This window comes from Hyphomonas sp. (genome assembly GCF_013823385.1).
In the GTDB taxonomy this organism is placed as follows: Bacteria; Pseudomonadota; Alphaproteobacteria; order Caulobacterales; family Hyphomonadaceae; genus Hyphomonas.
Genome location: NZ_PNMA01000017.1, coordinates 60,789 through 84,809, shown reverse-complemented (window position 1 = coordinate 84,809; position 24,021 = coordinate 60,789). Strand labels below are relative to the sequence as shown.

The 24,021-nt window shown below is 59.0% G+C and carries 19 protein-coding genes; 10 read left to right on the top strand and 9 right to left on the bottom strand.

Going from position 1 to position 24,021, the window contains the following annotated elements; translation table 11 throughout:
• Positions 1–98: 98 nt before the first annotated feature.
• Together C0456_RS11570 and C0456_RS20935 are read right to left on the bottom strand one after the other, a co-directional pair.
• Positions 99–926 (bottom strand): PhnD/SsuA/transferrin family substrate-binding protein, encoded by an 828-nt coding sequence (locus C0456_RS11570; protein WP_291052046.1) that lies wholly within the window; start codon positions 924–926, stop codon positions 99–101.
• Positions 927–1,120: 194 nt separating this feature from the next.
• Positions 1,121–1,378, bottom strand: coding sequence for a helix-turn-helix transcriptional regulator (locus C0456_RS20935; RefSeq protein WP_367179252.1), 258 nt, complete (start codon positions 1,376–1,378; stop codon positions 1,121–1,123).
• A 1,269-nt stretch (positions 1,379–2,647) separates the two neighbouring features.
• On the opposite strand from C0456_RS20935, the gene C0456_RS11565 reads away from it, so the two are divergent.
• A complete protein-coding gene (locus C0456_RS11565; protein ID WP_291052042.1) occupies positions 2,648–3,193 on the top strand; it encodes a sigma-70 family RNA polymerase sigma factor in 546 nt (181 codons plus the stop codon).
• A 175-nt stretch (positions 3,194–3,368) separates the two neighbouring features.
• Positions 3,369–5,219: a HipA domain-containing protein gene (locus C0456_RS11560; protein ID WP_291052039.1), complete on the top strand. Its 1,851-nt coding sequence runs from the start codon at positions 3,369–3,371 to the stop codon at positions 5,217–5,219.
• Positions 5,220–5,303: 84 nt separating this feature from the next.
• Here the strand turns inward: C0456_RS11560 and C0456_RS11555 are convergent, their stop codons facing one another.
• Genes C0456_RS11555 through folE form a run of 4 tightly spaced genes read right to left on the bottom strand, consistent with a single transcriptional unit; the run spans position 5,304 to position 9,449 of the window.
• Positions 5,304–6,083, bottom strand: a complete 780-nt coding sequence (locus tag C0456_RS11555) for an SDR family NAD(P)-dependent oxidoreductase (RefSeq protein ID WP_291052037.1) — start codon at positions 6,081–6,083, stop codon at positions 5,304–5,306.
• A gap of 47 nt (positions 6,084–6,130) precedes the next feature.
• Entirely contained in the window at positions 6,131–7,549 is a 1,419-nt protein-coding gene (locus tag C0456_RS11550) for an aldehyde dehydrogenase family protein (RefSeq protein ID WP_291052034.1), read from the bottom strand.
• Positions 7,546–8,733, bottom strand: coding sequence for a CoA transferase (locus tag C0456_RS11545; RefSeq protein WP_291052031.1), 1,188 nt, complete (start codon positions 8,731–8,733; stop codon positions 7,546–7,548). Before C0456_RS11545 ends, C0456_RS11550 begins: the two co-directional genes overlap by 4 nt.
• Positions 8,734–8,750: 17 nt before the next feature.
• Positions 8,751–9,449, bottom strand: a complete 699-nt coding sequence (gene folE, locus C0456_RS11540; RefSeq protein WP_291052029.1) for a GTP cyclohydrolase I — start codon at positions 9,447–9,449, stop codon at positions 8,751–8,753.
• Between the two features lie 331 nt (positions 9,450–9,780).
• Between folE and C0456_RS11535 the strand changes: the two genes are divergently transcribed.
• On the top strand, positions 9,781–10,776 hold the full coding sequence (locus C0456_RS11535) for a hypothetical protein (protein WP_291052028.1): 996 nt from the start codon (positions 9,781–9,783) through the stop codon (positions 10,774–10,776).
• 33 nt (positions 10,777–10,809) lie between these two features.
• On the opposite strand, the gene C0456_RS11530 is transcribed toward C0456_RS11535, so the two are convergent.
• Positions 10,810–11,289, bottom strand: a complete 480-nt coding sequence (locus C0456_RS11530; RefSeq protein ID WP_291052025.1) for an Lrp/AsnC family transcriptional regulator — start codon at positions 11,287–11,289, stop codon at positions 10,810–10,812.
• Positions 11,286–11,747: an Lrp/AsnC family transcriptional regulator gene (locus tag C0456_RS11525; protein WP_291052022.1), complete on the bottom strand. Its 462-nt coding sequence runs from the start codon at positions 11,745–11,747 to the stop codon at positions 11,286–11,288. Before C0456_RS11525 ends, C0456_RS11530 begins: the two co-directional genes overlap by 4 nt.
• Positions 11,748–12,085: 338 nt before the next feature.
• Here C0456_RS11525 and C0456_RS11520 point away from each other — a divergent pair, with 338 nt between their 5' ends.
• The 7 genes from C0456_RS11520 to C0456_RS11490 all read left to right on the top strand — a co-directional run bounded on the left by C0456_RS11520 (position 12,086) and on the right by C0456_RS11490 (position 22,386).
• A complete protein-coding gene (locus C0456_RS11520) occupies positions 12,086–13,192 on the top strand; it encodes a phosphotransferase family protein (protein WP_291052018.1) in 1,107 nt (368 codons plus the stop codon).
• Positions 13,193–13,292: 100 nt separating this feature from the next.
• A complete protein-coding gene (locus C0456_RS11515; protein WP_291052015.1) occupies positions 13,293–15,791 on the top strand; it encodes a TonB-dependent receptor in 2,499 nt (832 codons plus the stop codon).
• 253 nt (positions 15,792–16,044) lie between these two features.
• The gene (locus C0456_RS11510) at positions 16,045–17,808 is read left to right on the top strand and encodes an amidohydrolase family protein (RefSeq protein ID WP_291052012.1); all 1,764 of its coding nucleotides are present in this window, start codon (positions 16,045–16,047) and stop codon (positions 17,806–17,808) included.
• Between the two features lie 100 nt (positions 17,809–17,908).
• A complete protein-coding gene (locus C0456_RS11505; protein WP_291052010.1) occupies positions 17,909–19,201 on the top strand; it encodes a cytochrome P450 in 1,293 nt (430 codons plus the stop codon).
• 45 nt (positions 19,202–19,246) lie between these two features.
• Positions 19,247–20,278, top strand: coding sequence for a hypothetical protein (locus C0456_RS11500; protein WP_291052007.1), 1,032 nt, complete (start codon positions 19,247–19,249; stop codon positions 20,276–20,278).
• A gap of 80 nt (positions 20,279–20,358) precedes the next feature.
• The gene (locus C0456_RS11495) at positions 20,359–21,435 is read left to right on the top strand and encodes a phosphotransferase family protein (protein ID WP_291052003.1); all 1,077 of its coding nucleotides are present in this window, start codon (positions 20,359–20,361) and stop codon (positions 21,433–21,435) included.
• Positions 21,436–21,564: 129 nt separating this feature from the next.
• Positions 21,565–22,386, top strand: a complete 822-nt coding sequence (locus C0456_RS11490; protein WP_291052000.1) for a tyrosine-protein phosphatase — start codon at positions 21,565–21,567, stop codon at positions 22,384–22,386.
• A 123-nt stretch (positions 22,387–22,509) separates the two neighbouring features.
• On the opposite strand, the gene C0456_RS11485 is transcribed toward C0456_RS11490, so the two are convergent.
• Positions 22,510–23,796: a site-specific integrase gene (locus C0456_RS11485; RefSeq protein ID WP_291051997.1), complete on the bottom strand. Its 1,287-nt coding sequence runs from the start codon at positions 23,794–23,796 to the stop codon at positions 22,510–22,512.
• Positions 23,797–24,021: the final 225 nt, after the last annotated feature.

The window sequence follows — 24,021 nt, the reverse complement described above, 5'->3', positions numbered from 1 at the left end:
CCCTCCCAATGAAAGACATTGCTGCAAGCTCAGCCGGCACAGGATCCGGTGAGGCTCCCCATTAAGCCCCCGGAAGGGGCGGGGCAGGGATGCCTGTTTCATGGCGCCCTGAATGGCTCATAGACGGCCTCCTCATAGGCCCGGAAGCGTTCGGCCCCTTCTGTCTCGGTCCATCCCTCTGCGAGTGCCTGCGCGACGCCAGACGCCTTGTGCGCCAGGAGCGCGTCCCGGATTGCCGCGCAGGGGACACCGTCCGTTTGGCGGCAGATGACCGGTCCAGGGGGCAAGGGCTCGGACCGCCAGAGGAGCCGCAAGGCGGCAGCGCGAGCGGGCTCAGTTTCCTGGAGCTTGCGCCAGGGATTTTCAGCCAGGGCAGCGATGTCGGCCCGGCCCGATAGCAGGTCTTCAAGCGCGCGGTCATGGGTCCCGGCATGGAGCCGCGCCGCGAAGTGATCCGGCGTCACGCCAAGCGTGCGCAGGAGGGCGGCCTGGACAAGAGCGCCCGACGTCGAGCCGGGCAGCACTTCGCTGTATCGCAGGGCCTCCATATGGGCGGGAAGGCCGGCAGGCGCCGTTACGCCTGTATCGGCCCGCGCAAGGAGTACGCCGCGATAGCGGTCCAGAACGGCTGGCGGCGTATCGAGGACCGCGACCGCGTCAATCCCGGCGCAATCGCGCATCGTCACGTACGCGCCCAGGTTGGTCATCGCCACGTCAACCTGACCGGCGCAGGCCGCTTCTGACAGGGCGTCCGGGGTGTCAAAGAGCACGATACGGGCCGGGCGGCCTGCGGCCTCTGCCACAAGCCCAGCAAGCGGCGTGAGTGCGACGCTGCGGTCGAATGCCGGATAGCTGTAGGAGGCGACGACAAGTGGCGCCTCCGGGGCGGGCCCAGCGACCAGGGCGCAAAGGAGGGAGATGATCATGGCATTATTTACCGCGGGTCATCCGGCTCCACAATCCGGAGTCCTGCTCCTAAAAAACAAGAGGCCAAGGGTGTCGATCAGCGGGTATTGGCGTGAGGCTTAGCCCATGGTGCTGCCTCGGTGTATCCTGCGGCGTTTGAGACCGACCATCAGTGCACAGGCAAGCCGCTCCTGAACAATGCTTGATGACACCGTCAATTGACTGGCGGCCTGCGCCGCTCCCGATCAATGACTTGTCGCATATACGCTTCAACTTCGGCCTCGATCCAGACGCTCCGCCTACCGATATGGACAGGTGCTGGGAACGGATGAACTGGGTCCTTGATCAGGGCGTACAGGAGCGACCGGCTGATGGAGAGCCGATCCTTGACGTCCTGAAGGCACAGGAACCGTGCAGGCCTCTCTTCAATTGGCGGAGCTTCCCGAAGGGTTGGCAGGGAGTGCTTCGGCATGGTCTTCGTCCTTGTCCTGGTGAGGCTGATGATCCAGCCAGCACAGGGCCCCATATTGGTCATCGTATACGGGCATGCCTAGTTGGAGCGAAGGCCTGTGCGTGCAATGACTTGGGATCAGGTGCAACGTCGCCGCTGCAACGCGCGCCCGTCATCGGGAGCATTCGAAGCGCACATTGGTCGCCGTTCCCATAGGCTCGCTTTGGGCTGCTGCTGACGGATGAACTGACCCGTTCGCAACAGACTCAAGGATGGGCTGATTTCAGACCCGAAATGGATCCGCTGGCAGAGCGCAAATACCGTGCCGCGCGGAGTGGCCTGATGGGGCGGTGAGTAACGCAGCCACCAGAAGAACCGGTTTGCCGCTTCTGGAAAAGTGATTTTCTGGCTTCACGCCCCGTGGCCCCCAACCCAGCGGGGAAGCGGCCGGGCCCGGCCTCATTTCCGCAATGACAATTCCAGGGTGCACAGATCTAATCACGCTGGAACCTGAATTTCGGCCTCCTGGGCCTGGCGCCAGCCCAACCTGCAGCCAGTGCAGGGGATCTGGCAAAAGGCGGCGTCTCGACCCGGTGCAGAAGGCGCCGAAAAACCGTTGTGCAGGCAAGGCGTTACCCAAGGGGTGGCGCCACCTCTTTTAACTTGCCCTACCGGGTTCGCTTTCATGGTCCTTGCATCCGCTTGCATCGCCTTGCCCTACTATGTACCTGGGCCGCACACGGAAGATCCATGGGCGCGCCCGGAAAAGCGAGCGAGCCTGGATTCGCAGGCCGTTCCGAATAACGTTTCAACCATTGGAAACGGACGCAGCAGGCGCAGGAAAACTGCCTCAACTTTCGGGATGGAGTATCCCTCCAATCCCGCAAGAACGACCCTTTTCTAGGTTGCAGAAGCGCTGTCGCCCCATGCCGATTGTTGGTAGAAATGACTGGGCTAATCACTCAGAATTCATCGTGGGGGGATGCTCAGAACTTCTTCACAAAAGCGCGTCTCGCGCAACAATACACGCGCATGGCAGGGAGGTGAAGGCGGCAACCACATGACAGGATCGGTCCTGGCAAAACGGACCGCATGGGACAATTCTCCGTTACCGGAGAGCTTAACAGCTTAGCTGCAATTGCCTGGACGAAGCGGCCTCACGTCCACGAAACCAGTGAGCCCAAAAAGGCGGAGCTGCAGAGCATAAGACTCCCTTCAGCATCAAAGATGCGTGGGGTGTGATACCCTCTTCTCCGACGACTTATCAATGTGTACCCATCCGGGTGCGGAATGGGTAATCCGCAGCCTGACTTTCCAGCACCGCCGCTCACGCAGCTCTTCCGCAGCCAGTACCGGCAGCTGGTCCGGTTCTGCCGGATCCGGGTTCGGAACCAGGCCGACGCCGAAGATATTGTGCAGGCGGCGTTCCTGAATGCCCGCCGGGCCTATCCGGAGAAGGGGATAGACGAGCTCCGGCCGCTCCTGTTCACGCTGGTGCGCAACGGGATGTTCAATTTTCTCAAGTCAGGCGATCACCGGCGGCAACAGGCATCCCGCGAGATTGGGGAGGTGGCAGATCAGGTGGCCTGCCGGAAGACGGTCAGTCCGGAGCAGCAGATGATTGATGCCGAGCGTCTGGCGCTTGTTGAGGCGATTATGGAAGCGATGCCGACGCGTCGGCGGGAGGCCCTGCGCCTGCACCGGATCGAAGGACTGACCCACACCGAGATCGCGGCTAGATTGTCGGTTACCCGCCAGACCGTCATCATAGACATCGCTGACGCGGTCGCCGAGCTCGCCGAAGGGCTGGCGCGCACAGAAGGCCGGCGCAAATAGCCTGCGAAAACCTTCGCGAACTCGACCCTTGCCTGGAGGATGATGCAAAGCCCCTGTCGTAAAAGGGGAAACGGCGCCCCTGCGCGCGTAATTATTGCACATTTCAGGTGCGTGAAAATTATTGACAATTGCGCCTATTTGTAATTATTGCGCATCTGAAATGTGGAATAATTACATGCTTTACCTTGTTGGCGAGAACATTGACGCGACAACGGCCCATCGCAAGGCCCAGGCGGGGGAGCTCGTTCAGGTCGTCCGGGGGGTATACGTTGAGGCTGCTTCAGATGCTGACCAGCTCCTGCGGGAGTTTGCTGTCCGCATCGCCAGCTATCTCTACCCCCATGCGTACCTGTGTTCGGCCAGCGCTGTTGACCTCGCCCCTACGGCAGACGGCCGGCTGTTCCTTTCCGGGCGCCGGAATCAGCGCACGCGGCTGCGGACTCTGGAGATTGTTCAGACCCAGGCCCCTCCGGCGCCTTCGCTTGACCGCGCCACGATCGGGGACCGGCTGGGCGAATTCACGATGCGGGTGTCTTCTCCGGAGCAGCGTTTCCTGGAAGCCTTCCGGCTGCGCAGTGAGCAGGCCAGTGCCCTGACCGAGCCGATGCGCCGCGCCATCGCCGAGCGCCTCATCGCAGGACATGGCACCGCCGATAAGGCTGCAGACGTGCTGTGGACCCTCGCGCGCGCAAACCAGTGGTACAGGGAAGGGGAGAGTGCAGAGCGGTATCTGAAGGGACACCGTCCGGAGATGCCCGGCGTCAGGAACCTCGCCGCGTTTACCCTCGAGGTCGCCTGGCACGGAGAAATAATCGGCCACCTGCATCATGACGGCCATGAGTGGCGCTGGCAGCCCGGCAACAGCGACGGGCCAGTCCTCGTGCGGGACCCGGTGCCCGGCACACTCCCGCCCTTCATTGAATCGCTGCTTCCGGAGGGGTGGCTTGCAACCGTTCTGAATGACGCGGACCAGCGCAGCGCGCTGCGCCATGGGAGGCGGTACCTGTCGAACATAACGGTCGCGGAATCGGCCGCCGCCCTTGCCGCTCTGCCTGCAGACATACTGGCAGGCCGTCTGCCTGCCTTCACCGAAGAGGGCGTATTCTCCGGCACATACCGGGGGCCGGGCCGGGGCCACCTGAATGAAACATTTGAAACCAACCTCGCACGCCTCTTCGCCGACAAGGCCACGCCGCGTCTTTCCGGTGTGCAGATCAAGGCGCCGATGTTCCTTGATCGCGAGGGCACGCTTGTTCCGGCCACGGACCAGCCCTTCACCCATATTCTGAAACCTGCGGGGACGTCAGGATTTGAACGGATGCCGGTTGTGGAATGGCTGTGCCTGTCCCTCGGCAGGGCCGCCGGATTTACCGTGCCCGCCTTCGCCCTGGCCCCGATGCCCGACGACATGCCGCCAGCGCTCCTGGTCGAGCGATTTGATATCCGGCAGGATGAAAAAGACAGCAGGAGGTTCGCGCTCGAAGATTTCTGCTCCCTTCTCGGGCTTCCTGCAGAAGACAAGTATAAGGGGACGATTGAGCGGGCAGCGCGCAGCCTCAGGCCCTTGTCCACCAGCCCGGACGAGGATCTCCTCATCCTGTTCGAGAGGGCAGTGTTCGCCTGGCTCGTTGCGGACGGCGACATGCACCTCAAGAACATTGCAGTGCTGAAGATTGCGCAGGGCGCGGGTCGCCGGGACTTTGCCAGTGTCCGGATGGCGCCACTCTATGATGCGCTGACCACGCGGGTCTTCCCGGGCTTTTCCGAAGATCGCATGGCTTTGAAACTTTCCGGAAAGGATGACAATCTTCACGCCAGCGACTTCTTTACGCTCGCGCGGGTCATGGGCCTGTCCCGGGAAATGGCCAGCGCGTCCCTCACGCGCCTGACCTGCGATCTGCTCGATGCTGTTTCAGCAATCGCATTGCCGGATCTGATAGCACGCAGCAGCGACGCTGCTTCGAGTTCCCGAAAGGTTATGGAAATTGTGCGGGAACGGAGCAGGGATCTCAAGAACCAGATCTGAGTTCCGGGATTCCGAACGAGGGAGGCCTGAGCCTTGTCATTGCAGACAATATGACCCGTCCAAAGGCTTGATATGCGCGCGCGATCAGAGGGGCGCGCAGAGATGACCGCCATCGACTTCGATCACCGCGCCTGACATGAAGGAGGAGGCATCCGACGCCAGCAGAAGCAGCGGACCGGCAAGTTCATGCAGTTCACCAAACCGGCGCATGGGAATGCGCCCCTGCATCGCTTTGCCATAGTCGCTCTCAAGAAACTCGCCCGACAGGTCCGTCGCGAAATAGCCCGGCGCGATGGCATTGACGCGGATACCATAGCGAGCCCATTCCCCCGCAAGGGCGCGGGTCATTCCGATCACGGCAGATTTCGAGGACGAATAGGCTGGAACAGCCACCCCGGGCCTTATGCCGGTGATGGAGGCGATATTGATGATGGAGCCGCCGGTGCCGGTCTCTATCATCCGGTTGGCCGCCGCGCAGGCGACCGCAAATGCGCCGTCCACATTGGTGGCGTAGACCTCACGCCATTGATCGGGGCTGGTCTTCAACGCCCGCGCCGTCCCGCCGATGCCGGCATTGTTCACAAGGACGTCCACTTTCGGAATATGCGCGAACGCGGCTTCGATGCTGCCAGAATTGCTGACGTCCATGGACAGGGCGTGCGCCCTGCCGCCTTCCCGGGCGATTTCAGTCACAAGGCCATCCAGGGCGTCCGCGCTACGGGCAGCGGCGATGACCTCCGCCCCCATTGAAGCGAGCAGCCGGACAAAGGCCCGCCCGAAGCCCCGCGAGGCGCCGGTGACGAGTATGGTCTTTCCGGAGAGATCCGCAGTGAGGGCAGGGCGGAGCGGCGAGGCAGGCGTCATCGCGATGTTCCTTTACTTATGATTGACGCAAGCGGGTCGATTGTGGGTCAGCGGGCGAGATAGACAGCCTGCGGCACCATGAATTCGAGCAGGCCTTCCATGCCGTTCTCGACGCCGAACCCGCTCTGCTTGTGCCCGGCGAAGGGCGTATCAGGGCGCAGGTTGAGGTTCTGGTTGATCCAGACCGTGCCCGTTTCAAGCTGGCGGGCGATTTCGAGGCCGCGCTCCGGATCGCCGGTCCAGATGGCGCCGGCGAGGCCATACTCGCTGTCATTGGCGCGGGCGATCACATCGTCAATGTCTGAAAACTTCAGCAGGGGGAGGATTGGCCCGAAGGCTTCTTCCTGCACGACGCGAGCCGATTCCGGGGGATTGTCCACAAGGGTGACGGGAATGAAGTAGCCGCCATTGCCGGGGACGTCTGCTCCTTCAATCAGGGTGAGGTTGTTCTGGCGGGCATCCTCGAGAAGCTCCAGGACGCGTGTATACTGACGCTTGTTCTGGAGTGGGCCGAGCACTGTGCCCTGATCGGCGCCATCGCCGACTTTGACAGCTTTGGCGATGGCAGCGAGGCGGTCACGCAGCTTGTCGTAAACGTCCTCGTGCACATAGAGCCGTTTGGTGGCGACGCAGATCTGCGCGGTGTTGAAGAAGGCGCCGAAGAAGATCTTTTCGGCAACCTCGTCGACGTCGACATCCGGCAGGACGATCGCTGCGTCATTCCCGCCAAGTTCCAGCGTCACGCGTTTGAGATCCTTTGCGGCGCTCTCCATGACTTTCTTGCCGGTGGCGGTAGAGCCAGTGAAGGAGATCTTGGCGAAGCCCGGATGGGCGGTCATTTGCGGGCCGAGACTGTCATCCCCGGAGATGATATTGAGGACACCCGGGGGGAACACGTCCAGAAGCAGTTCTCCGATCTTCAGCATACAGAGCGGTGTGAACGGGGAGGGCTTCAGGACCATCGTGTTGCCAGCCAGCAGGGCAGGCGCGATTTTCCAGATCGCGAGATTCACCGGAAAGTTCCAGGGCGCAATGGCGCAGACGGCGCCGAGGGGCACATAGCGCGTCTCTATGAACTGCTGATCGCTGTCTTCAGAGACGTGTACCGGCGGGCGGACCTTTGAGAGGGTCTTCAGCCAGTTGCCAGCAAGGGCGATCTCACCGCGGGCGCCTTCGGTGGGGCGGCCCTGTTCCTGCGTGAAGAGGCGGGTGAGCTCTTCCAGGTGTTGAAGGATCACATCGCCCGCCTTGTCGAGCTGGGCCGCGCGCTCATCGATCGGAACCCGCTTCCAGCTTCTGAAGGCCGTGCGGGCGGCATTGACGGCTTCATCGAGTTGCTCACGGCTGCAGTCCGGTGCGGCGGCGAAGGCCTCCCCCGTCGCGGGATTGATCACGTCGATCACTGTCGCCGAGCTGGCCAGCTTTCCGTTGATGCTCATGTGGTAGTCGCGGTCGAAGGCTGTCATGGGGTGTCCTCGGAAGGGGTGGGTTTTTCTGGGAGAAGGGTGAGGCTGTCCCGGATCTCTCCGGAATGCTCGCCCGTCAGGGGCGGTGAAATCTGCGAGGGTCTGAACCCGCAACCATACCGGACCGGGGGCGACATCTGGTACCAGGCCCCTTCTGTCGGATGGTTCCGGCGCTCAAAAAAGCCGGTCTCCTTGAGGTGCGGATCCTCCAATATATCTGCCAGATCCCGTACCGGCATGCAGGGAATACGTGCCCGCGTAAATCTCTCAACCCAGTCCGCCGTCGTGCGGCGCGGGGTCAGTTCCGCAAGCCGGCGATAGAGCAGGTGTTGCTGTAGGAGCTGCTGCTTCGGGGTGTCGATGCCGGACTGGCGGAGGAAGTCCGCATCTTCAGCCACCTTAAGTACGGTCGGCCAGGAGTCGGCAGTATACGGCACAATGCTGATATGTCCGTCTAGTGTGGGGAAGGGCTGCCGGTCGGGATCAAGCTGGCGGAAATAGCCCTCCGGAGCGTTCGGGGGATCAAATGTGAGCCCGCCCAGATGCTCTGCCATCATGAAATGGGTGAAGGCCTCAAACATCGGGACTTCCACGAACTGTCCCTCGCCGGTGCGCAGCTTGTGCACATAGGCGGCAAGCGCGGCCTGCGCGCCGTAGAGGCCTGCTACCTTGTCGGCAATCAGGGAGGGGATGTAGCGGGGCGTTCCGGACCCGTCGACCCGGCCTGCCAGGGTTGTTGCGCCGGACGCGGCCTGGATGACGTCATCATAGGCCTGGAGTCCGTCATACGGCCCTCCCGATCCGAAGCCGGTGCAATGAATGTATATGAGCTCCGGATTGAGGGCCTTCAGCTGATCCGGGGCAAAGCCGAGGGCTTCTATCGCCTTCAGGCGGACGTTATGGATGAAAATGTCCGCTGTCCGTATGAGTTCCCCCATGACGGCGCGATCTGCCTCCGTCTTGAGGTCCAGGACAATCGAGCGCTTGCCGCTGTTGAGCGCCATGAAACCGGGGCTCATGCCGCGGGACCCGGCCGGCTTCCCGGAATAGCGGAACTGGTCTCCCTGTGGCGCTTCCACCTTGATGACATCGGCGCCGAGCCCGGCCAGCATCTGCGTGGCATAGGGCCCGAACACGACGCTGGTCATGTCGATGATACGAACGCCCGTCAGCATGCCTGCCATTTAAACTCCTCCTCCCGTCATGGGCCCTCGAGTCTGATCAGGGAAAGGAACTCCCGCCGCAATGTGGCATCGTTCAGAAAGGCGCCGCGCATCACGCTGTTGGTCATATGGGTCCGGTCATCTTTCACACCGCGCCAGTGCATGCAGAAATGATCTGCATGCATAACGACAGCGATGCCATCGGGCGCGATGGCATCGCTCAGCGTATCGGCCAGCCGGACAATGGCCTCTTCCTGTATTTGCGGGCGCGCCATGATCCAGTCAGCGATCCGGGCGTATTTGGAAAGTCCGAACAGGTTTGATCCTGAATTGGGCAAGATACCGATCCAGACACGCCCCATGATCGGGCAGAGGTGGTGGCTGCAGGCACTCCGGACCGTAACCGGTCCAACGATCATCAGTTCATTCAGCGCCTCTGCGTTGGGAAACTCGGTCAGGGAGGGGCGGGGGGCGTATCTGCCCTGAAATACTTCCCGGACGTACATTCTGGCAACGCGCTCAGCGGTCTGTGCAGTATTGTGATCATTGTCGACATCAATCACGAGGCTGACAAGGACGTCTCGCAACTTCCGCGCAACCTCATCTACCAGACCATCGAGTTCACCCTCCCGGATGAATTCTGAAATATTGTCATTTGCGAAGAATCTTTTTCCGGAGACTTCTATCCGTTTACGGATGACAGAGGAAATGCCGGGATATTGGCTGTTAGGGCTCATGAATCAGGATCCGAAGATTTTTGAATGTGAGGAAGGCGATGATTCACTCAGGCAACGTTTAACTCACTATACAGAGCATAACTCCGGTGCGGGAGGTTAGGCAGTCGTCGCCCAGGGTCGGCGGCCTCTGACCTTTCTGTATGGCGACCCAGAGCGTATGACATCAAGGCGTCGACTCATTTGACCTTTTCGTGACTCGACCGAAAGGATCGCAATATAGAGAAAAAATCAAACGAAAAATAATAATGCGAACATAAAAATAGGTTATGGACGCGCAAAGTTATTATGGTCTAGGCTGAAAGGGCAGGAACGACGACAAGAGGAGCAACGGATGAAATATGATCTCAGCTGGGACAAGCCGCACACACCATCCGGTGACGTACTTTGGCAGGAGAGTGACTGCTACTGGTTCTATGACAGGGCGCAGAGGATCGGCGGATTTCATCGCATCGGTCAGAAACCTGCGACAGGAAAGGGGCAGGTCACTTTGTTTATCTTCAGGGAAGGGGGGCAGAGATTTGTGCTGAGCGCCGGTCCGAGGACAGAAGTTGTCCTGGATCAGGACAGCCGCCAGGGCGCCAAGCAGGTGGTTGGGGGACATACTGCCCAAGCGCTGGGCAATGGCAGAATGCGCTTTACCTGGCAGGAGCCAGAAACTGACGCAGATCTTGAGTTCTACGAGGCGTTTCACGAACCGAGGAACTGGTCTAAAACGGGCCACTCCGACGAGTTCATGAGCAATATCAATTCCGACGGGCACCTCGAATGTTCGGGTCGCATTCGGGGCACGATCCGGATCGGGACTGAGACATACACGATTGATGGCCTCTGCCACAGGGACCGGTCGTGGGGCTTGCGCGACAACAGCCGGGCAAGCCTGCACCGCTACCGGATGTTCTCGGGGACGGTCGGCCCGGAACTGAGTTTTGCGAGTTTCTTTCTGGACCTGAAAGGCGGGCCCAGCATGGTGGCCGGTTTCGTGGCACGAAACGGAGTTGACCATGACGTGCGGGATCTGCGGGTGATCATGCGCATGGACCGGGACGGGCTTACGCCACTTGGATCGACAGGTATCCTGACACTGGAGACGGGTGAAGAAATCCGGATAGAGAGCAATTCGGTTCAGGGATTTCTGACGCCAGTTCCCGAGGCCAACAGTGTCAGCCAGGATCATATCTCGACCTTTCTCTATAACGGAAAGGTGGGATTCCTGGACCTTGAATTCTGCATCAATCCCGGTCGCGGCGCATACATCCCCGAACAGTCTGACCTCACCTTTGGGGTGATCGAGCAGGGGCTGTCCCAATGCGTGTTATATCGTGACTAGACACCGAGGCAGGCCATGCGCTGCCGGTTCGAATCAGGCAGCCGGTCTCTTCTGGTCCTGATCCACAATCCTGACCACGTCGAGCCGGTGCTTGGGGGAAGATATAAGTTCGTGGGTTTCGAGAGAATAGATCCCCTTCCAGCGCCGGAAGTGCTGGTGGACCAGATCGGCCAGCGCCTGGCGGTCTTCGACGACGGCGAGAGTCACAACATTGTGGGGCCCCCCGGTGAGGGAGACGAACGGCACTTCCTTCAAGGCCGCGGCGGACATCGCAATCTTGCGGGCCATCTCCGGCGCTGTCTTGAGTCGCACGAAGGCGGCGCAGTTGAGACCCAATGCCTGCGGATTGACGAGCGCCGTGATGCGGATCGCACCTGAGCGCTGCATGGCTTTGAGCCTTTTGCCAATCGTCACGTCCGAGACATTCAGCAGCCGTCCGACTTCGCGATTGCTGATGCGGGCATCGACGGTCAGGATTTCGAGGATCTTTTCCTCAAGGCTGTCATTCTTCAATTTCTGGCTCCAAGTGATCCGTACCGCAGGTCAAGCTTTACTACTTCCAGAGACAGATTGGCGGCCCAGTGTGAGATCCCTTTCACAGCCGCAACCTTTGTCTCGATGACCTCAAGCAGATGTTGATGATCCCGGACATTCAGCTGCAGAAAGATATCGGGGTCTGAGAGCAGGACCGACACGGACGCGGCTTCCTCGATCAGTGACAGCTCTTCAGCGACCTCCTCAGGTGAGCGTTGGCTGACATAAATGTCCAGGAGGGCAATCAGATCGAGGCCCAGCGTCTTTACATCCCGCTGCGCGACCACCCTCAGAACATTGCGCGCCTCCATGTCGCGGATCCGGTTGGCAACCGTGATCTCTGTGCTCCCGACGCGGTCGGCAATCTCCTTATTCGTGAGCTGCGCGTTGCTTGTGAGGAGATCGATAATCTGCAGGTCCAGTTCGTCAGCAATCATGAGTGTATCCGGTCAGGCGATGCGCGGGCAGGGGGGCAAGCATTTTCCTTGTTTTTCTTAGACTAGTTTCCATAACGGTGTCCATCAGCGTAATTTTGCGAACGTGGACTGCTCGCAGGTGCTTTGCCGCGCTCAGCAAGGGGCGCCGGCAAGGGCGCGCGGACCGCATTCCTGGTCTTCCATCATCCAGGGTCGGAGAATGTGGCTAATTTGCCCTTTAGGAATTGATTGCGAATTAAATAGCAAAATTTGATTAGCGGCCATTGCGTAATGCGTTATAAGATTTTAATAATGCAAACAAGCGCCGGTAACTGGCGATGAACAGGGAGGCGTTTTCAGTGGATGCTAAGGACATCAGCAAAGGGATTGTGGAGATTTCCCGCAAGGCCCGGTTTCAGGGTGTCACGCCCGATGAGTGGCGCAGCCGGCTCGCAGCGTTTCTCGCCGCCCAGCCGGATGTGAGCGCGGTTACTTCCGTGGACGATGTCCGGCCCGTGGCGGAAGCGGCAGGAGGCTCCAATGGAACGATGTTGTTTCGTGCCAGATATCAGTCCGACGAAGGCCATCAGGATCGCCAGCTCGTATTGCGCTTCCTGCCGGAGAAGGGTCTGTTTCATCATTATGATGTGACCGAACAGTTCAACCTGCAGCGAGCCCTCGGCGAGACCGCCGTTCCCGTGCCAAAGCAGCTCTGGCTGGATTCGGAAGGGTCATACCTGGGCCGGCCCGGATATGTCATGGAGCGTGTCGCGGGAGTCAGTACACCGATGGCCTGGATGACATCGGGCATCCTGTATGATGCGCCTCCGGAAGGCAGGCGCGCGATGAGTGAAGGTTATGTCCGTGCCCTTGCGGATATTCATGAGCTGGACTGGCAATCCCTCGGGCTGGACTGGATGCGCGGGCGTGCAAGGGGTGCGCGCCCTGTCGAGCGCGAAACGAACTGGTACTGGGACGCGCTGCTCTGGAGTGGGCATACGGAATATATCCGGCAGCTTGCGCCGGTCCGTCAGTGGCTTATCGAGAATGAGCCGGAAGGCATGCAGGAGGTTCTCTGCCATGGCGATGCCAATTTCGGAAATTATCTCTATGTCGGCACCGAGGTCTCGGCAGTTCTTGACTGGGAAATGAGTTTTCTCGGACCCAGGGAATGCGATCTGGCGTATCTGAGAATCGGAGATTCCATTCTCCTGGATGGTGTTCCGTGGCCGGAGGGTGTTCTCACCTATGACGAGATGCGCGCAGAATATGAGCGGGCCTCCGGCTACACGTTGCAGCACATGGACTATTTCGAGCTCTTCGCCGGCTACCGGATGGCGGTGATCAACGTTCTGGCCATGAAGCATTTTCCGCCTGAGGTCCTGAGTGCGTATGAGCCTGTGCTCAGGCGCGGACCTGAACTCTGCCGGGCGCAGGCCCGGGCCCTGGGTGTGACGCTCGAATAGATCCGGGCGATTTCTGTCCGCAAGAATCCGGCGCGCCCTCTGCGGCGGCGCCCGGATACGGGAATGCTTACAATAAGAACAAGCGACAAGGGAGGAACTTATGTCGTCAATCGGTAACAGGCTTTCTTTGGGAGTATGCCTGACGGCGCTCCTGCTCTCCGGCCAGGTGGCTGCCGCCCAGGACAGCGCCCAGCCGGGGGCCGGCGAAATCGAGGCGAATGCGGCCGGTCCGGAGGCGGGCAGCGAAAGGCGGCTCGGCAGCATTGTTGTCACAGCGCAGAAAAAGGAAGAGGTCCTCCAGAGTGCGCCACTGGCGGTGAGTGCGTTTGACACTGAGGCGCTGGAACTCAAGCAAATCGAAGGTCCGCAGCAACTGCAGTTCAGTGTGCCGTCGCTGGTTTTCGCGCAACTCACTGGCTACACCCAGCTCTCTCTGCGAGGCATCGGCTCGGATCTGACCGTCACTGCCGGGGAGCCAACCGTGGCAAGTTTTCAGGATGGGGTCTATGTGGGGCAGCTGTTTACCCAGGCGGTCCCGAGTTTTGACCTGGAGCGGATCGAAGTGCTCCGTGGTCCTCAGGGGACGCTCTACGGCCGGAACTCCACCGGGGGCACCATCAACTATATTACACGACTGCCGGAGTATGATTTCGGCAGCAATCTTGCCGTGACCGCAGGCAATTACGGGCGTCTGGTCGCCGAAGGCGGCATAACGGGCGCCCTTGTGGACGACAGGGTGGCGGGGCGGCTGACCGTCAAGCACGAGCGCCGGGACGGGTACCGCCACAATCTCTATGATGGCCGGGATTATGACGGCAACGACCTCTTCAGCGCGCAGGGATCACTCCTGTTTGATCTGACACCGGATCTGAGGGTTATTCTGCGTGCAGATAAAACAAGGCAATCAGTTTCAAGCGTTCAGCAGTCTGTGGCGTCCCTTCCGCTTGCCTCCGGCGTGACGCCCCAGACGCCTCTGGGCGTCTTCTCTCTCCCTGCGCCCGTGCTGGCGGGTATTCCAGGGCTGCTGTCGCCCGGCGACCTGGCGCTTCTGGGAAACGGAAGCATAGCTGAGTATTACGGTCTCACTGCGCCCGGGCAAGCTGGCGGCGATCCGCGGAAAAGCCTGGAATTTTGGAATGATTTTCCGCCCAAGCAGGTTTTTGATGTCAAGGGCGTGAGCGGCACTCTCGAATATGACATCGGGAACGCGACACTCCGATCCATTACTGCCTATAGGGAATCGGAAGCCGAAATTCGTTACGATGGAGACGGGTCATCTGCGGCACTCCTCAATGCAAGCCCGATATTTCAGTCTTCCAAGCAGTTTACGCAGGAGCTGACGCTGTCAGGAGACGCGCTCTCCGGCAAACTGGACTATGTTCTGGGAGCCTTTTATTTTGATGACGAAGCCATCCTCAAGGCGGACCTCTTTTTGCCCGCAATCGGGGATCAGGTTGTTCTGGCGGGTAGTCTGACGAACCCGTCTGCGACCCCGGTATTCGATCTTTCCCGGCCGCTCGTTCCAAATCTTCTGCAATTGATCGCGGATCCGGTGCTCGGTACGATGCTCTACCAGTCCGGCGTCTCCCCGATAGGGACGCTGTCCTTCGGCGCTGACCAGAAAACGAAATCCGCAGCCATATACGTCAATGGCACCTATCATCTTTCTGATCGTCTGAGGGCGTCGGCTGGAGTCAGGTACACAGAGGATGAAAAAACAGCCCTGCGGCAGCTTCACTCGAACTTCGTTCCGGCCGCCGCACTCTGCGAAACAAACACCAGCAAGAGCTGGGGGGAGGTTACGGGAACCGGCGGGCTGGACTATGACCTCAGCTCAGATACCCTGGTCTATGGCAAGGTTTCCCGGGGCTACAAAGCGGGTGGATTCAATCCGGCCGAATGCACGGCCACATTCGATCCGGAGTTCCTCTGGTCTTATGAAGCCGGCTTCAAGTCGGTGTTCGCTAATAACCAGGCGCTGTTCAACGCGGCGGCATTCTATTACGACTTCTCGGATATTCAGTTCACCACTTATGTGAACAACAGTTCGTCGATCCGGAATGCTGCGGCCGCCACCCTCTATGGTGTCGAGGTAGAGTATGTGTTGCGGCCCGACGCATTTGAGGGGCTGCAGCTTGACGGTTCCGGGTCATGGATCCACTCCGAATATGATGATCAGTTGCTGACGGACCCGACAGAAACGGCAACTCTCAATATCGGCGGCAACCGTCTCATCAGGGCGCCGGAGTGGAAGCTGAATTTCGGTGCACAATATCAGGCCGATCTCGACCGGTTTGGAGAACTGCTGTTCCGGGGTGAGGCGTCCTACACCAGTGAAGTGTTCCACGACGTTTTCAACGGCGAAGCACCCGGGCAGGCCGGAACTGTGCAGGATGGATACTGGGTGTCGAATGCCAGAGTTGTCTGGCGCCCAGCAGATGACCGGTTTGAAGCCCAGTTGTTTGTCGACAACATCACAGATGAAATTTACGCGCACAGCGTGATTGCCTCCAGCACAACAGCTTCTGTGGTCGGCCAGTTTTCAGCGCCGCGCACTTATGGGGTACGGCTCTCCATGAAGCTGGGTTCGGCGCGCTGATTTATTCCTCCTGGTAAGCGCTTCGCCGCGCCAGCCAACTCTCCCGGCGGAGGAAGCTCCGCCGGGAGTATTTTTTTCCTCGGTGACAACCGCGTCTGTCCAGCGGGCGATATTTTTGGAGGTGGATCTGCTAAATTTACACCAGATAAAAGTTCGCAAACATTTGACAAGAGTTAGAAAAAAAGCATAATGCAAATTTGTAGGCTGTTAAAGTAAAGCAAAACGCAATTCACTCTTCTCTCGGGAGGCTAAAGTGGCAAAATTTGATACAGTGATCAGGGGTGGCAAAATTGTCGACGGGTCAGGCCGGCCGGCATTCATCGGGGACATCGCCATTTCCGGGGGGGTTATCGCCGCGATCGGACCGGCGGTTGAAGGGGAGGGGACGCGCACAATTGATGCGTCCGGAAAGATTGTTGCGGCAGGCGTTATCGATACGCATACGCACTATGATGCCCAGCTGCACTGGGATCCCTATGTCACGAACTCCGGCTGGCATGGTACGACCACGATTGCCGTCGGCAATTGCGGATTTGGTCTTGCCCCCTGTCGTCCCGAGCACCGGGACAGGTATATGCAGCAGATGGAGACGACTGAGCAGGTTCCTTATAAATCCCTCAAGGCGGCGCTGGAGTGGGACTGGGTCACCTATCCTGAATGGCTCGAGCATCTCAAGCGCACGCCGTTGGGTGTTAACGTCCTCAACATGGTGCCGCTCAATCCGCTGCTTATCTATGTAATGGGGCTGGAGGCAGCCAAATCGCGTCCGGCCACGGCTGAGGAGCGTGAGGTCATGAAAGCCGAGCTTCACAAGGCCATGGACATGGGGGCTATCGGCTTTGGTTTTTCCTACCAGGGCAACAATAACACCCACATCGACTGTGACGGGCAGCCGATGCCGACAGATATCATGCATCTGGAGGACCTGTATGCCCTGGCCGATGTTCTCCGGGAACGGGGCGAGGGCGTGGTCCAGGCACTCGTAGATTCGCCCGGCGCCCGGTTCAGCGAAGTCGGGCTCGAAGTGGCGCGCCGTTCGGGCCGTCCCGTAATCCATAATGTGACGCTCGTGAATGACTACATCCCGACCTATCATGAAGAAATGCTCGATATGCTCGACCGGGCAGAGGCAGAGGGGCTTGAAGTCTATTCCATGACGCTCACGATGCGCGGCTGGAATGAATTCAAACCCATGGACTGGGATATCTGGAACATCATGCCGGTTTTCCGGGAGTTCACCTTTGCTGGTGATCAGGCCGCAAAAGTGGCAAAGGCCCGGGATCCTGATTTCCGCCGCCGGCTGCGTGAAGCCTACGACCCGGTGCATCTTGCCGCTGCAGGGGGACCTTTGGAAACCTATAAACTCAATAAGGCGCACGGTGTGGAGCCTTGGGCCCGTTTTGAAGGCAGCACAGTAAACGAAATCGCCCAGGCCCTAGGTCGGGACAGCGTGACTGATCTCTTTATGGACATTGTTGCAGATACCGACGCTGCGTCCGACTTCCTGCTGCCGGACGCCCTGAGTTCGGATACCGCGAAAGTCGCTAAGGTTCTCCGGCATCCCCGGACAATTCCGGGCACGTCGGACGGCGGCGCTCACGTCAAGTTCTGGTCGGGGGGGCATTTCTCCACCGACATGATCATGTGGATGGTCCGTGAAAGCGGGCAGATGAGCCTTGAGGAGATGCATTACAAGCTTAGCGGCCTTCCGGCGACAGTCTTTAATCTGACAAATCGTGGTACGCTCGTCGAAGGATCTGCGGCCGATATCCTGATCTATGATTTCGACAAGCTGGGTTACAAGCGCCTTGAGTATGAGATTGCGAATGACCTTCCCGGAGGGGAGTGGCGCCGTGTCTGCAAGCCCGAGGGTATTGAGTTTGTCATCGTCAATGGAGAGGTTACGTTCACGGATGGTACAAACTGCACTGGCGCTGTCCCCGGACAAATGATCGGGGTCAGTGGCCCCGAAATTGACCGGAGACTTTCAGTCCCGTTTGTCCTGGCTGCCGAGTAGCCCCCCGTGCGGATGCAAGATCCCTGAAGGGCGGAACGCTCGTCAGGGATCAAGCGCCTCCGAATGGTTCGCTTGTGATGTGTACTTTCTTGAGGGTGTTATGACCCATTCCTCTCTGTCAGCAGAATCCGAGTCCGGCCTGCCTCGCCTGCTTACCGATCCCCGCAGCTTTGCTGAGCCCGAGCCAATCCATAAGGCTTTGGCATGGGCGAGGTCGCACGATCCTGTGCGCAAAGTGGAGGCACCCGGATTTGACCCTTTCTGGCTGATCACGAGGCATGCGGACATCCTTGAGATCGAGCGGCAGGCGGACATATTCCGCAATGAAGACCGGTCCACGGTTCTTGTTCCCCGTGATATGAGAGAGGCAATCGAAGCTAAACAGGGCTCGCCTCATCTGACGCGGTCCGTCGTGAACATGGATGGCAGCGAACACCGGACCTACCGGATGCTGACACAGGCCTGGTTTGTTGCCGGCAGCCTGAGGAAACTTGAAGGGCGCATCCGGGAAATTGCCCGCCAGGCGGTTGATAGAATGCTCGAGCGGGAGGGTGCGTGTGACTTTGTCGATGATGTGGCGCTGCACTATCCGCTGCATGTGATCATGGAGATCCTCGGTGTCCCGGAAAAGGATGAGGGGATGATGCTGGCGCTGACCCAGCAATTGTTTGGAGCGCGTGACCCCGAAAAGAGCAGGGATGCTGGAGCCATGGCAGATCCTGCCACGGCCCTGACAGTGTTCGATTCCGTGCTCAGGGATTTCTATGCCTATTTCGATCAGTTGACAGAGCTTCGCAGGCAGGCGCCACGGGACGACGTGGCATCGGTCATTGCCAATGCGATGATCAACGGAAAGCCGATCTCAAAACATGAGGCCAACAGCTACTACGTCCTGGTCGCCACTGCGGGCCATGACACCACGTCTGCGTCCACTGCCGGGGGTATCTGGTCCCTGGCGGAGGCGCCCGATCAGTTGCGGGCGGTCAAGTCCGATCCGTCCCTCATTCCCGGTCTCGTGGAGGAAGCCATCCGCTGGACGACCCCGGTGAAACATTTCATGCGTACGGCGGTGTCTGATTACACGATCAGCGGCAAGAGGATCGGGGCGGGCGATTGGGTAATGCTGTCTTACATGTCGGCCAATCGGGATGAGGCCGTGTTCGACGATCCGGATCACTTCCGCATTGATCGTTCCCCTAACCGGCAGCTATCGTTTGGCTATGGTCCACATGTCTGCCTGGGCCAGCACCTGGCGCGGCTTGAAATGCGGATACTGTTTGAGGAACTGCTTCCGCGTATCCGATCGATAGAGCTTGCGGGGCCTCCGAAATGGACGCAGTCGAATTTTATCAGTGGTCCCAAGAAGCTGCCAATCCGATTCAAGCCGGCCTGATACAGAAATCAGTAGCCTGAGATAACAAAATCAAGGGGAGGGCCTATGTCACTCTATTCCGAAGTAGATCTGCCGCATAAACCGAGCGATCATCCTGACTGGCAGGAGTCTTGGGTTCTTGTCTTCCGTGATCCCATATCCGGAGCCGTCGGTTTCCTGAGAACGGGCGCCTATGTGAATCAGGGCACGACTCAGACCCACTGGGGTATGGCCCTTCCGGACGGGACCCGCTTTCGCCGCCATCTGCTGGATCGCAAGCTTCAGCCCGGGGACCGGACTGAAACAACGGCCAGCTCAGGCACCGCGAAGTATTCCATTCCTGACATGAAGTATTGCCGGTTTGAAGCGTGGGACAAGGATGCTGATGTTGATCTCCGGGTTTATGACTGGTTCCCGTCTCAGGACTGGTCCTTCGTGGGTGGCCCCAATCACGGCAAGGAGCTGTCGAGCGTCTCTGGATCTGTGAAAGAAACCGTCGGAACCTCCGGTCATCCTGAAAGCGCGGGCAGGCTCGAGGGCCGCATCCGGTTTGGTGACCGGGTCATCAATATCGAGAATGGCATTGCGTATCGCGACCACGGATATGGCGCCCGGCCTCATGCTGTGTTCCGGTCCGCAAGATGGCATGCAGGTACCGTCGGACCGGACATGTCCTACTCTCTCATAAGCATGCACGATCAGGGCGGCGAAATGCACAAGTTCGGCTGGGTCATGCTCCTGGGTGAGCGGCAGACCATCCGGGATTTCCATACCGTGAGCTCCACGCTGTGTGACGGCTACTCTGTCATCGGCGGGTGGTCTGTTGTGAAACTGGAGAATGGCGAAACCCTGCGCATCAATGTCGACACGGTCGACGGGGTGGTGACGTCCACACACCTCAACAACGGAGGTCCGGGTTCCTCTCCGGCTGGTGTTGAAGCCCTGTCGATCCCGCGCTGGAACGGGCGTGCCGGCGTCTGCGACTTCAACATGATCGATAATCCGCGTCAGGGCGAAGCGGCGGTGTCTCATACGCTGTTTGCAAATTGTGAAGACGGATTGACAAAGCGCAGCTTTGATCCGGGGTGGATCCGATAGCGATCTCAGATCGAATTCTCAAACCAGCGAACTAAAAGCAGAAGCCGTTCGCAGACACGGCGGTTTTTCAGGAGGAAGCTATGAATGATTTATCGAATACGCTGGATCAAAGCGTTGCGGCCGCAAAGGGAAACTACGCAAAAATTGACGCCACCCGGCTGAAGGGATTTCTGGAAGACGTTTTTTCCGCTGATATTCGGCTGGGTGAACTAGGGGGCGGCGCCGCGAAATCGGGTTCATCTTCCGGAATTCTGGTTTTTTCCGCCGAGATACTGAAACGGGGTAGAGCCGAACAGAAGCAGCTCGTTTTGAGGTATGATCCCCAGACGGACAATCGGATATTCTACAAGTACGACCTTGATACAGAGTATAAACTGCTTGAAAAACTTCAGAACGCGCCTGTGAAGGTACCCCGCGTCTACGGTCTGGACGCGTCCGGTGAAATGCTCGGCGTATCGGGGTTCCTTATGGAGTGTGCACCCGGCGCCCCCATTCCAACCTCATTGTTCACCAGTGGTCCACTTGTGGAAGCAACTCAGCCTGAGCGCCGTGAAATTTATCTCGACATTCTTCGCAATCTCGCAGCCGTGCACAGTCTCGACTACGCCGCTTACGGCCTGGCGGATTTTTCGAAAGAGGCCCATGGCGGGTCGCCGCCGGAGAAATTCATTAACTGGTGGCGCAAGACTTGGGACTGGGCCAGGCCCGATGATTATGAGCGCTTGCTTCCGATCCATGAGTGGCTGCTGACAAATGCGCCGGTTATCAGACAGCCTGTGCTCATGCATGGAGACCCCAATCTCGGCAATTATCTGCTGCATAACAATCGTGTCTCTGCGATGCTTGACTGGGAGCTGAGTTCGGTCGGCGCGGCGGAGCTCGATCTGGCAATTCAGATTGTCTCAATGGATCCACATCGGCCGCATGCGGCAAGTCTGCCGGTCGCTCCGCCCACAGAAGCAGACTGGCTTTCAATGTATGCGGATGTCGGTGGAAAGCCGATCGGCGATCTGAGCTATTATAAGGTGCACGCCGCTTATGAAATTCTGATCTGCATGGGGTCCATGTCGAGATATCTCCCTGGAGATATTGCCGCCCAGTACAAGGCCATGACTGCATTTTACTGGGACATGGCCCAGCGCATCATGAGTTCATGAGAACGCGACGTCGCGGTCTTGTTTCGCAAACTCTACCAGCGTCAGCAATCCGCTGATCTCTGTCGGCGGGGGCGCGGCAATGAATTCCGGTGGGCCCAAGCATGCGATAAAATCGGATAGAAGGCGGATATGTGGATACGTACATTCAAACCCTACGCAGGAAGTGTTCCCAGCCGCGTCCTGAAACTGCAGGGAGCGCAGAACTTCCGTGATCTTGGTGGATATCCTACCGTCTGCGGAAAATCCGTTAGGAGATATCAGATTTTCCGTTCTGCAGGGCTGAATAAGCTGACGCAGTCTGACTATCGCAAAATCGACAGATTGGAGCTGAAAGGCGTGTTTGACTTGCGAACCCCGGAGGAACGCAACGCCTTACCCACTGTCTGGGTCGGCAACCCTGTCAGGCAGGCCGGCTTCCAGTCGGGCGACAATGGCAACCTGGATGCGATGGCCGCCACGTTTACAGACCCTGACCTGCGGCCGGAAGCCGTGACCGATTTAATGCTAAAACTTTACAGGCGCCTGCCCTACGATCATGCTGAGGCTTATGCATCAGTCTTGCGATGCCTGGCTGAAGGAGAGTTTCCGCTTCTGTTTCATTGCGCCGCCGGAAAAGACAGAACCGGGGTCCTGGCTGCCATCATCCTGTCTCTGTTGGGTGTCCCCGAGCCTCTCGTCATCGAAGATTACGCGCTGTCGGCCCGGATCGTGGATTACCGAAAGGAGCTTGGCCTCGACGACAAGACCCCCTCCGGGCTGCACGGGCAAAGTATGTTGCGCGAGCTCGCTGAGGAGGTGGTTGAGCCGCTTCTCATGTCCCATCCCGACTATATAAGGGCAACGTTCTCCGAGCTGGAAGGACAGCACGGGACCATCGAATCATTTGTAAAGACCGTGTACGGTTTAGATGAAATAGATGTGAGCGCCCTGAAAGACAAGCTTCTCGATTAGGCCGTTGCAGAATCGTACAACGTTTCTAGTGATCGCGCTGGAAAAGCGCATCCCCGCAAGAAGCCGTGGGGGGTGTATCTTTAGCCGCATCGGACGAGGCTGAGATGTCATTCAGTTTATTTGCTATTTTGACTGCGCCACACTGCTTATCTTCAGCAGGGTTTCAGCCCAGAGTTCGAGCGCGGCGCGTTTCTCCGCCGCATAGTCATACCGGTTATAGATCTGCGTGACCGGTGAGCCGAGCGGTGTGTGGTTGAGGATGCGGGCGATCACTTCTCCGCGCACGCCGCACCGCTCGGACGCCATCATGCTTGCGCCTGTGCGGCGCAGGTCATGGGCGGTTGCATTGTCGATGTTCAGCTTCTCACGGATCCGGCTCATGGCACGCGTGACGACGTGACGATCTACCGGCCCGTTGCCATGGATCGCCGGGAAGACGTGGCCCCGGTAATCGGCGACGAGCCGCGGCAGGGGTTTATCGATATCTTTTGGAACTTCGGTCGCTGTGGCGAGCGACAGCGCTCGCCGGATCAGCTGCTGGCTGAGAGGAGAGAGGGGCACATGATGGGACCTCCGGTTCTTCGACCGCTCCGACGCAATCACCCAGGACCGGGTGGTCCAGTCCAGTTCATCCGTGTGCATGCCGATGATTTCGCCCGCCCGCTGCAGCGTTGCCAGGCAGAGCTGGAGGGCGATCGCGATGGGTTCGGACACGCCCAGCTTCCCGCCGGTCTTTGCCACCGACCAGGTCTGCCAGAATAGCCGGATTTCAGCTTCACTCAGGACGCGGTCGCGGGACCTGTGTTGATAGAGCTGGGGAAACTGAGCCGGGTTCATCTCGACCCATTCTTCCCGGATGCCAAAATTATAGATCCGTCGCAGGACAGCATGGGTATAATTTGCTGTCCTGTTCCCGGAGGCTTCGGCGACCTCCCGGATACAGGCGCGCACTTCGCCGCGTTTCAGTTCCTGCAATGGACGTTTTGCCAGTTTCGGAGCGAGGTGGTTTCGCCAGACCCCCGATTCCATGATGTTTGTCTGCTTTGTGCGCTGGGCGGCTTCGGGCGAGGCAAAGAACGCTGTAGCGAGATCCTCGACAGTGCGTTCTGCCGCGATTGCCTCCGCTTTCTCGGTCTTCCTGACGGCTGCCGGATCACCGCCACTGACAGCAGCCGCGAGCGCCTGGATGGCCCGGTCCCGCGCTTCGGCGAGTGTGAGGGCGGGATACCGTCCAAGGGAAAGTCTGTTTCGCTTACCGCCCTTTGTCCGGTAGCGCAGCGACCACATTTTTGAGCCGTTCGTGCCGACCCGAAGCTCCAGCCCTTCGACGACTGAGTCTGTAACGGTGAGGCGTTCGCCTGACTTGGGTTTGATGGTTTCCACGAAGCGCGCTGTCATATTCTGTCGCATCATATTCCTCCTTTGGGACCCCGGGAGGGACTTCTGACCCCCAGACGATCCGATTTCGGCTCCAAGCCTCATACAGGGGGTCAAGGACCCCGGGTCCCATTTGGCCGCTGCTTGAAGAAAAACGCGATGAAACCTAAGGGAGCATGAATCGTGAAATAATTCAATATATACAGGGATAGTAAGGAGCGTTCCGCAACCCAATGAAACGGCATGAAACTACCAAAA

What these genes read in the sequence shown, in the direction of transcription:
- C0456_RS11565 (WP_291052042.1), top strand. Translation starts at nt 2,648, where the DNA reads ATGGGTAATCCGCAGCCTGACTTTCCAGCACCGCCGCTCACGCAGCTC.
- C0456_RS11555 (WP_291052037.1), bottom strand. Translation starts at nt 6,083, where the DNA reads ATGACGCCTGCCTCGCCGCTCCGCCCTGCCCTCACTGCGGATCTCTCC.
- C0456_RS11570 (WP_291052046.1), bottom strand. Translation starts at nt 926, where the DNA reads ATGATCATCTCCCTCCTTTGCGCCCTGGTCGCTGGGCCCGCCCCGGAG.
- folE (WP_291052029.1), bottom strand. Translation starts at nt 9,449, where the DNA reads ATGAGCCCTAACAGCCAATATCCCGGCATTTCCTCTGTCATCCGTAAA.
- C0456_RS11500 (WP_291052007.1), top strand. Translation starts at nt 19,247, where the DNA reads ATGTCACTCTATTCCGAAGTAGATCTGCCGCATAAACCGAGCGATCAT.
- C0456_RS11490 (WP_291052000.1), top strand. Translation starts at nt 21,565, where the DNA reads ATGTGGATACGTACATTCAAACCCTACGCAGGAAGTGTTCCCAGCCGC.
- C0456_RS11485 (WP_291051997.1), bottom strand. Translation starts at nt 23,796, where the DNA reads ATGCGACAGAATATGACAGCGCGCTTCGTGGAAACCATCAAACCCAAG.
- C0456_RS20935 (WP_367179252.1), bottom strand. Translation starts at nt 1,378, where the DNA reads ATGCCGAAGCACTCCCTGCCAACCCTTCGGGAAGCTCCGCCAATTGAA.
- C0456_RS11495 (WP_291052003.1), top strand. Translation starts at nt 20,359, where the DNA reads ATGAATGATTTATCGAATACGCTGGATCAAAGCGTTGCGGCCGCAAAG.
- C0456_RS11550 (WP_291052034.1), bottom strand. Translation starts at nt 7,549, where the DNA reads ATGACAGCCTTCGACCGCGACTACCACATGAGCATCAACGGAAAGCTG.
- C0456_RS11515 (WP_291052015.1), top strand. Translation starts at nt 13,293, where the DNA reads ATGTCGTCAATCGGTAACAGGCTTTCTTTGGGAGTATGCCTGACGGCG.
- C0456_RS11505 (WP_291052010.1), top strand. Translation starts at nt 17,909, where the DNA reads ATGACCCATTCCTCTCTGTCAGCAGAATCCGAGTCCGGCCTGCCTCGC.
- C0456_RS11560 (WP_291052039.1), top strand. Translation starts at nt 3,369, where the DNA reads ATGCTTTACCTTGTTGGCGAGAACATTGACGCGACAACGGCCCATCGC.
- C0456_RS11525 (WP_291052022.1), bottom strand. Translation starts at nt 11,747, where the DNA reads ATGATTGCTGACGAACTGGACCTGCAGATTATCGATCTCCTCACAAGC.
- C0456_RS11535 (WP_291052028.1), top strand. Translation starts at nt 9,781, where the DNA reads ATGAAATATGATCTCAGCTGGGACAAGCCGCACACACCATCCGGTGAC.
- C0456_RS11545 (WP_291052031.1), bottom strand. Translation starts at nt 8,733, where the DNA reads ATGGCAGGCATGCTGACGGGCGTTCGTATCATCGACATGACCAGCGTC.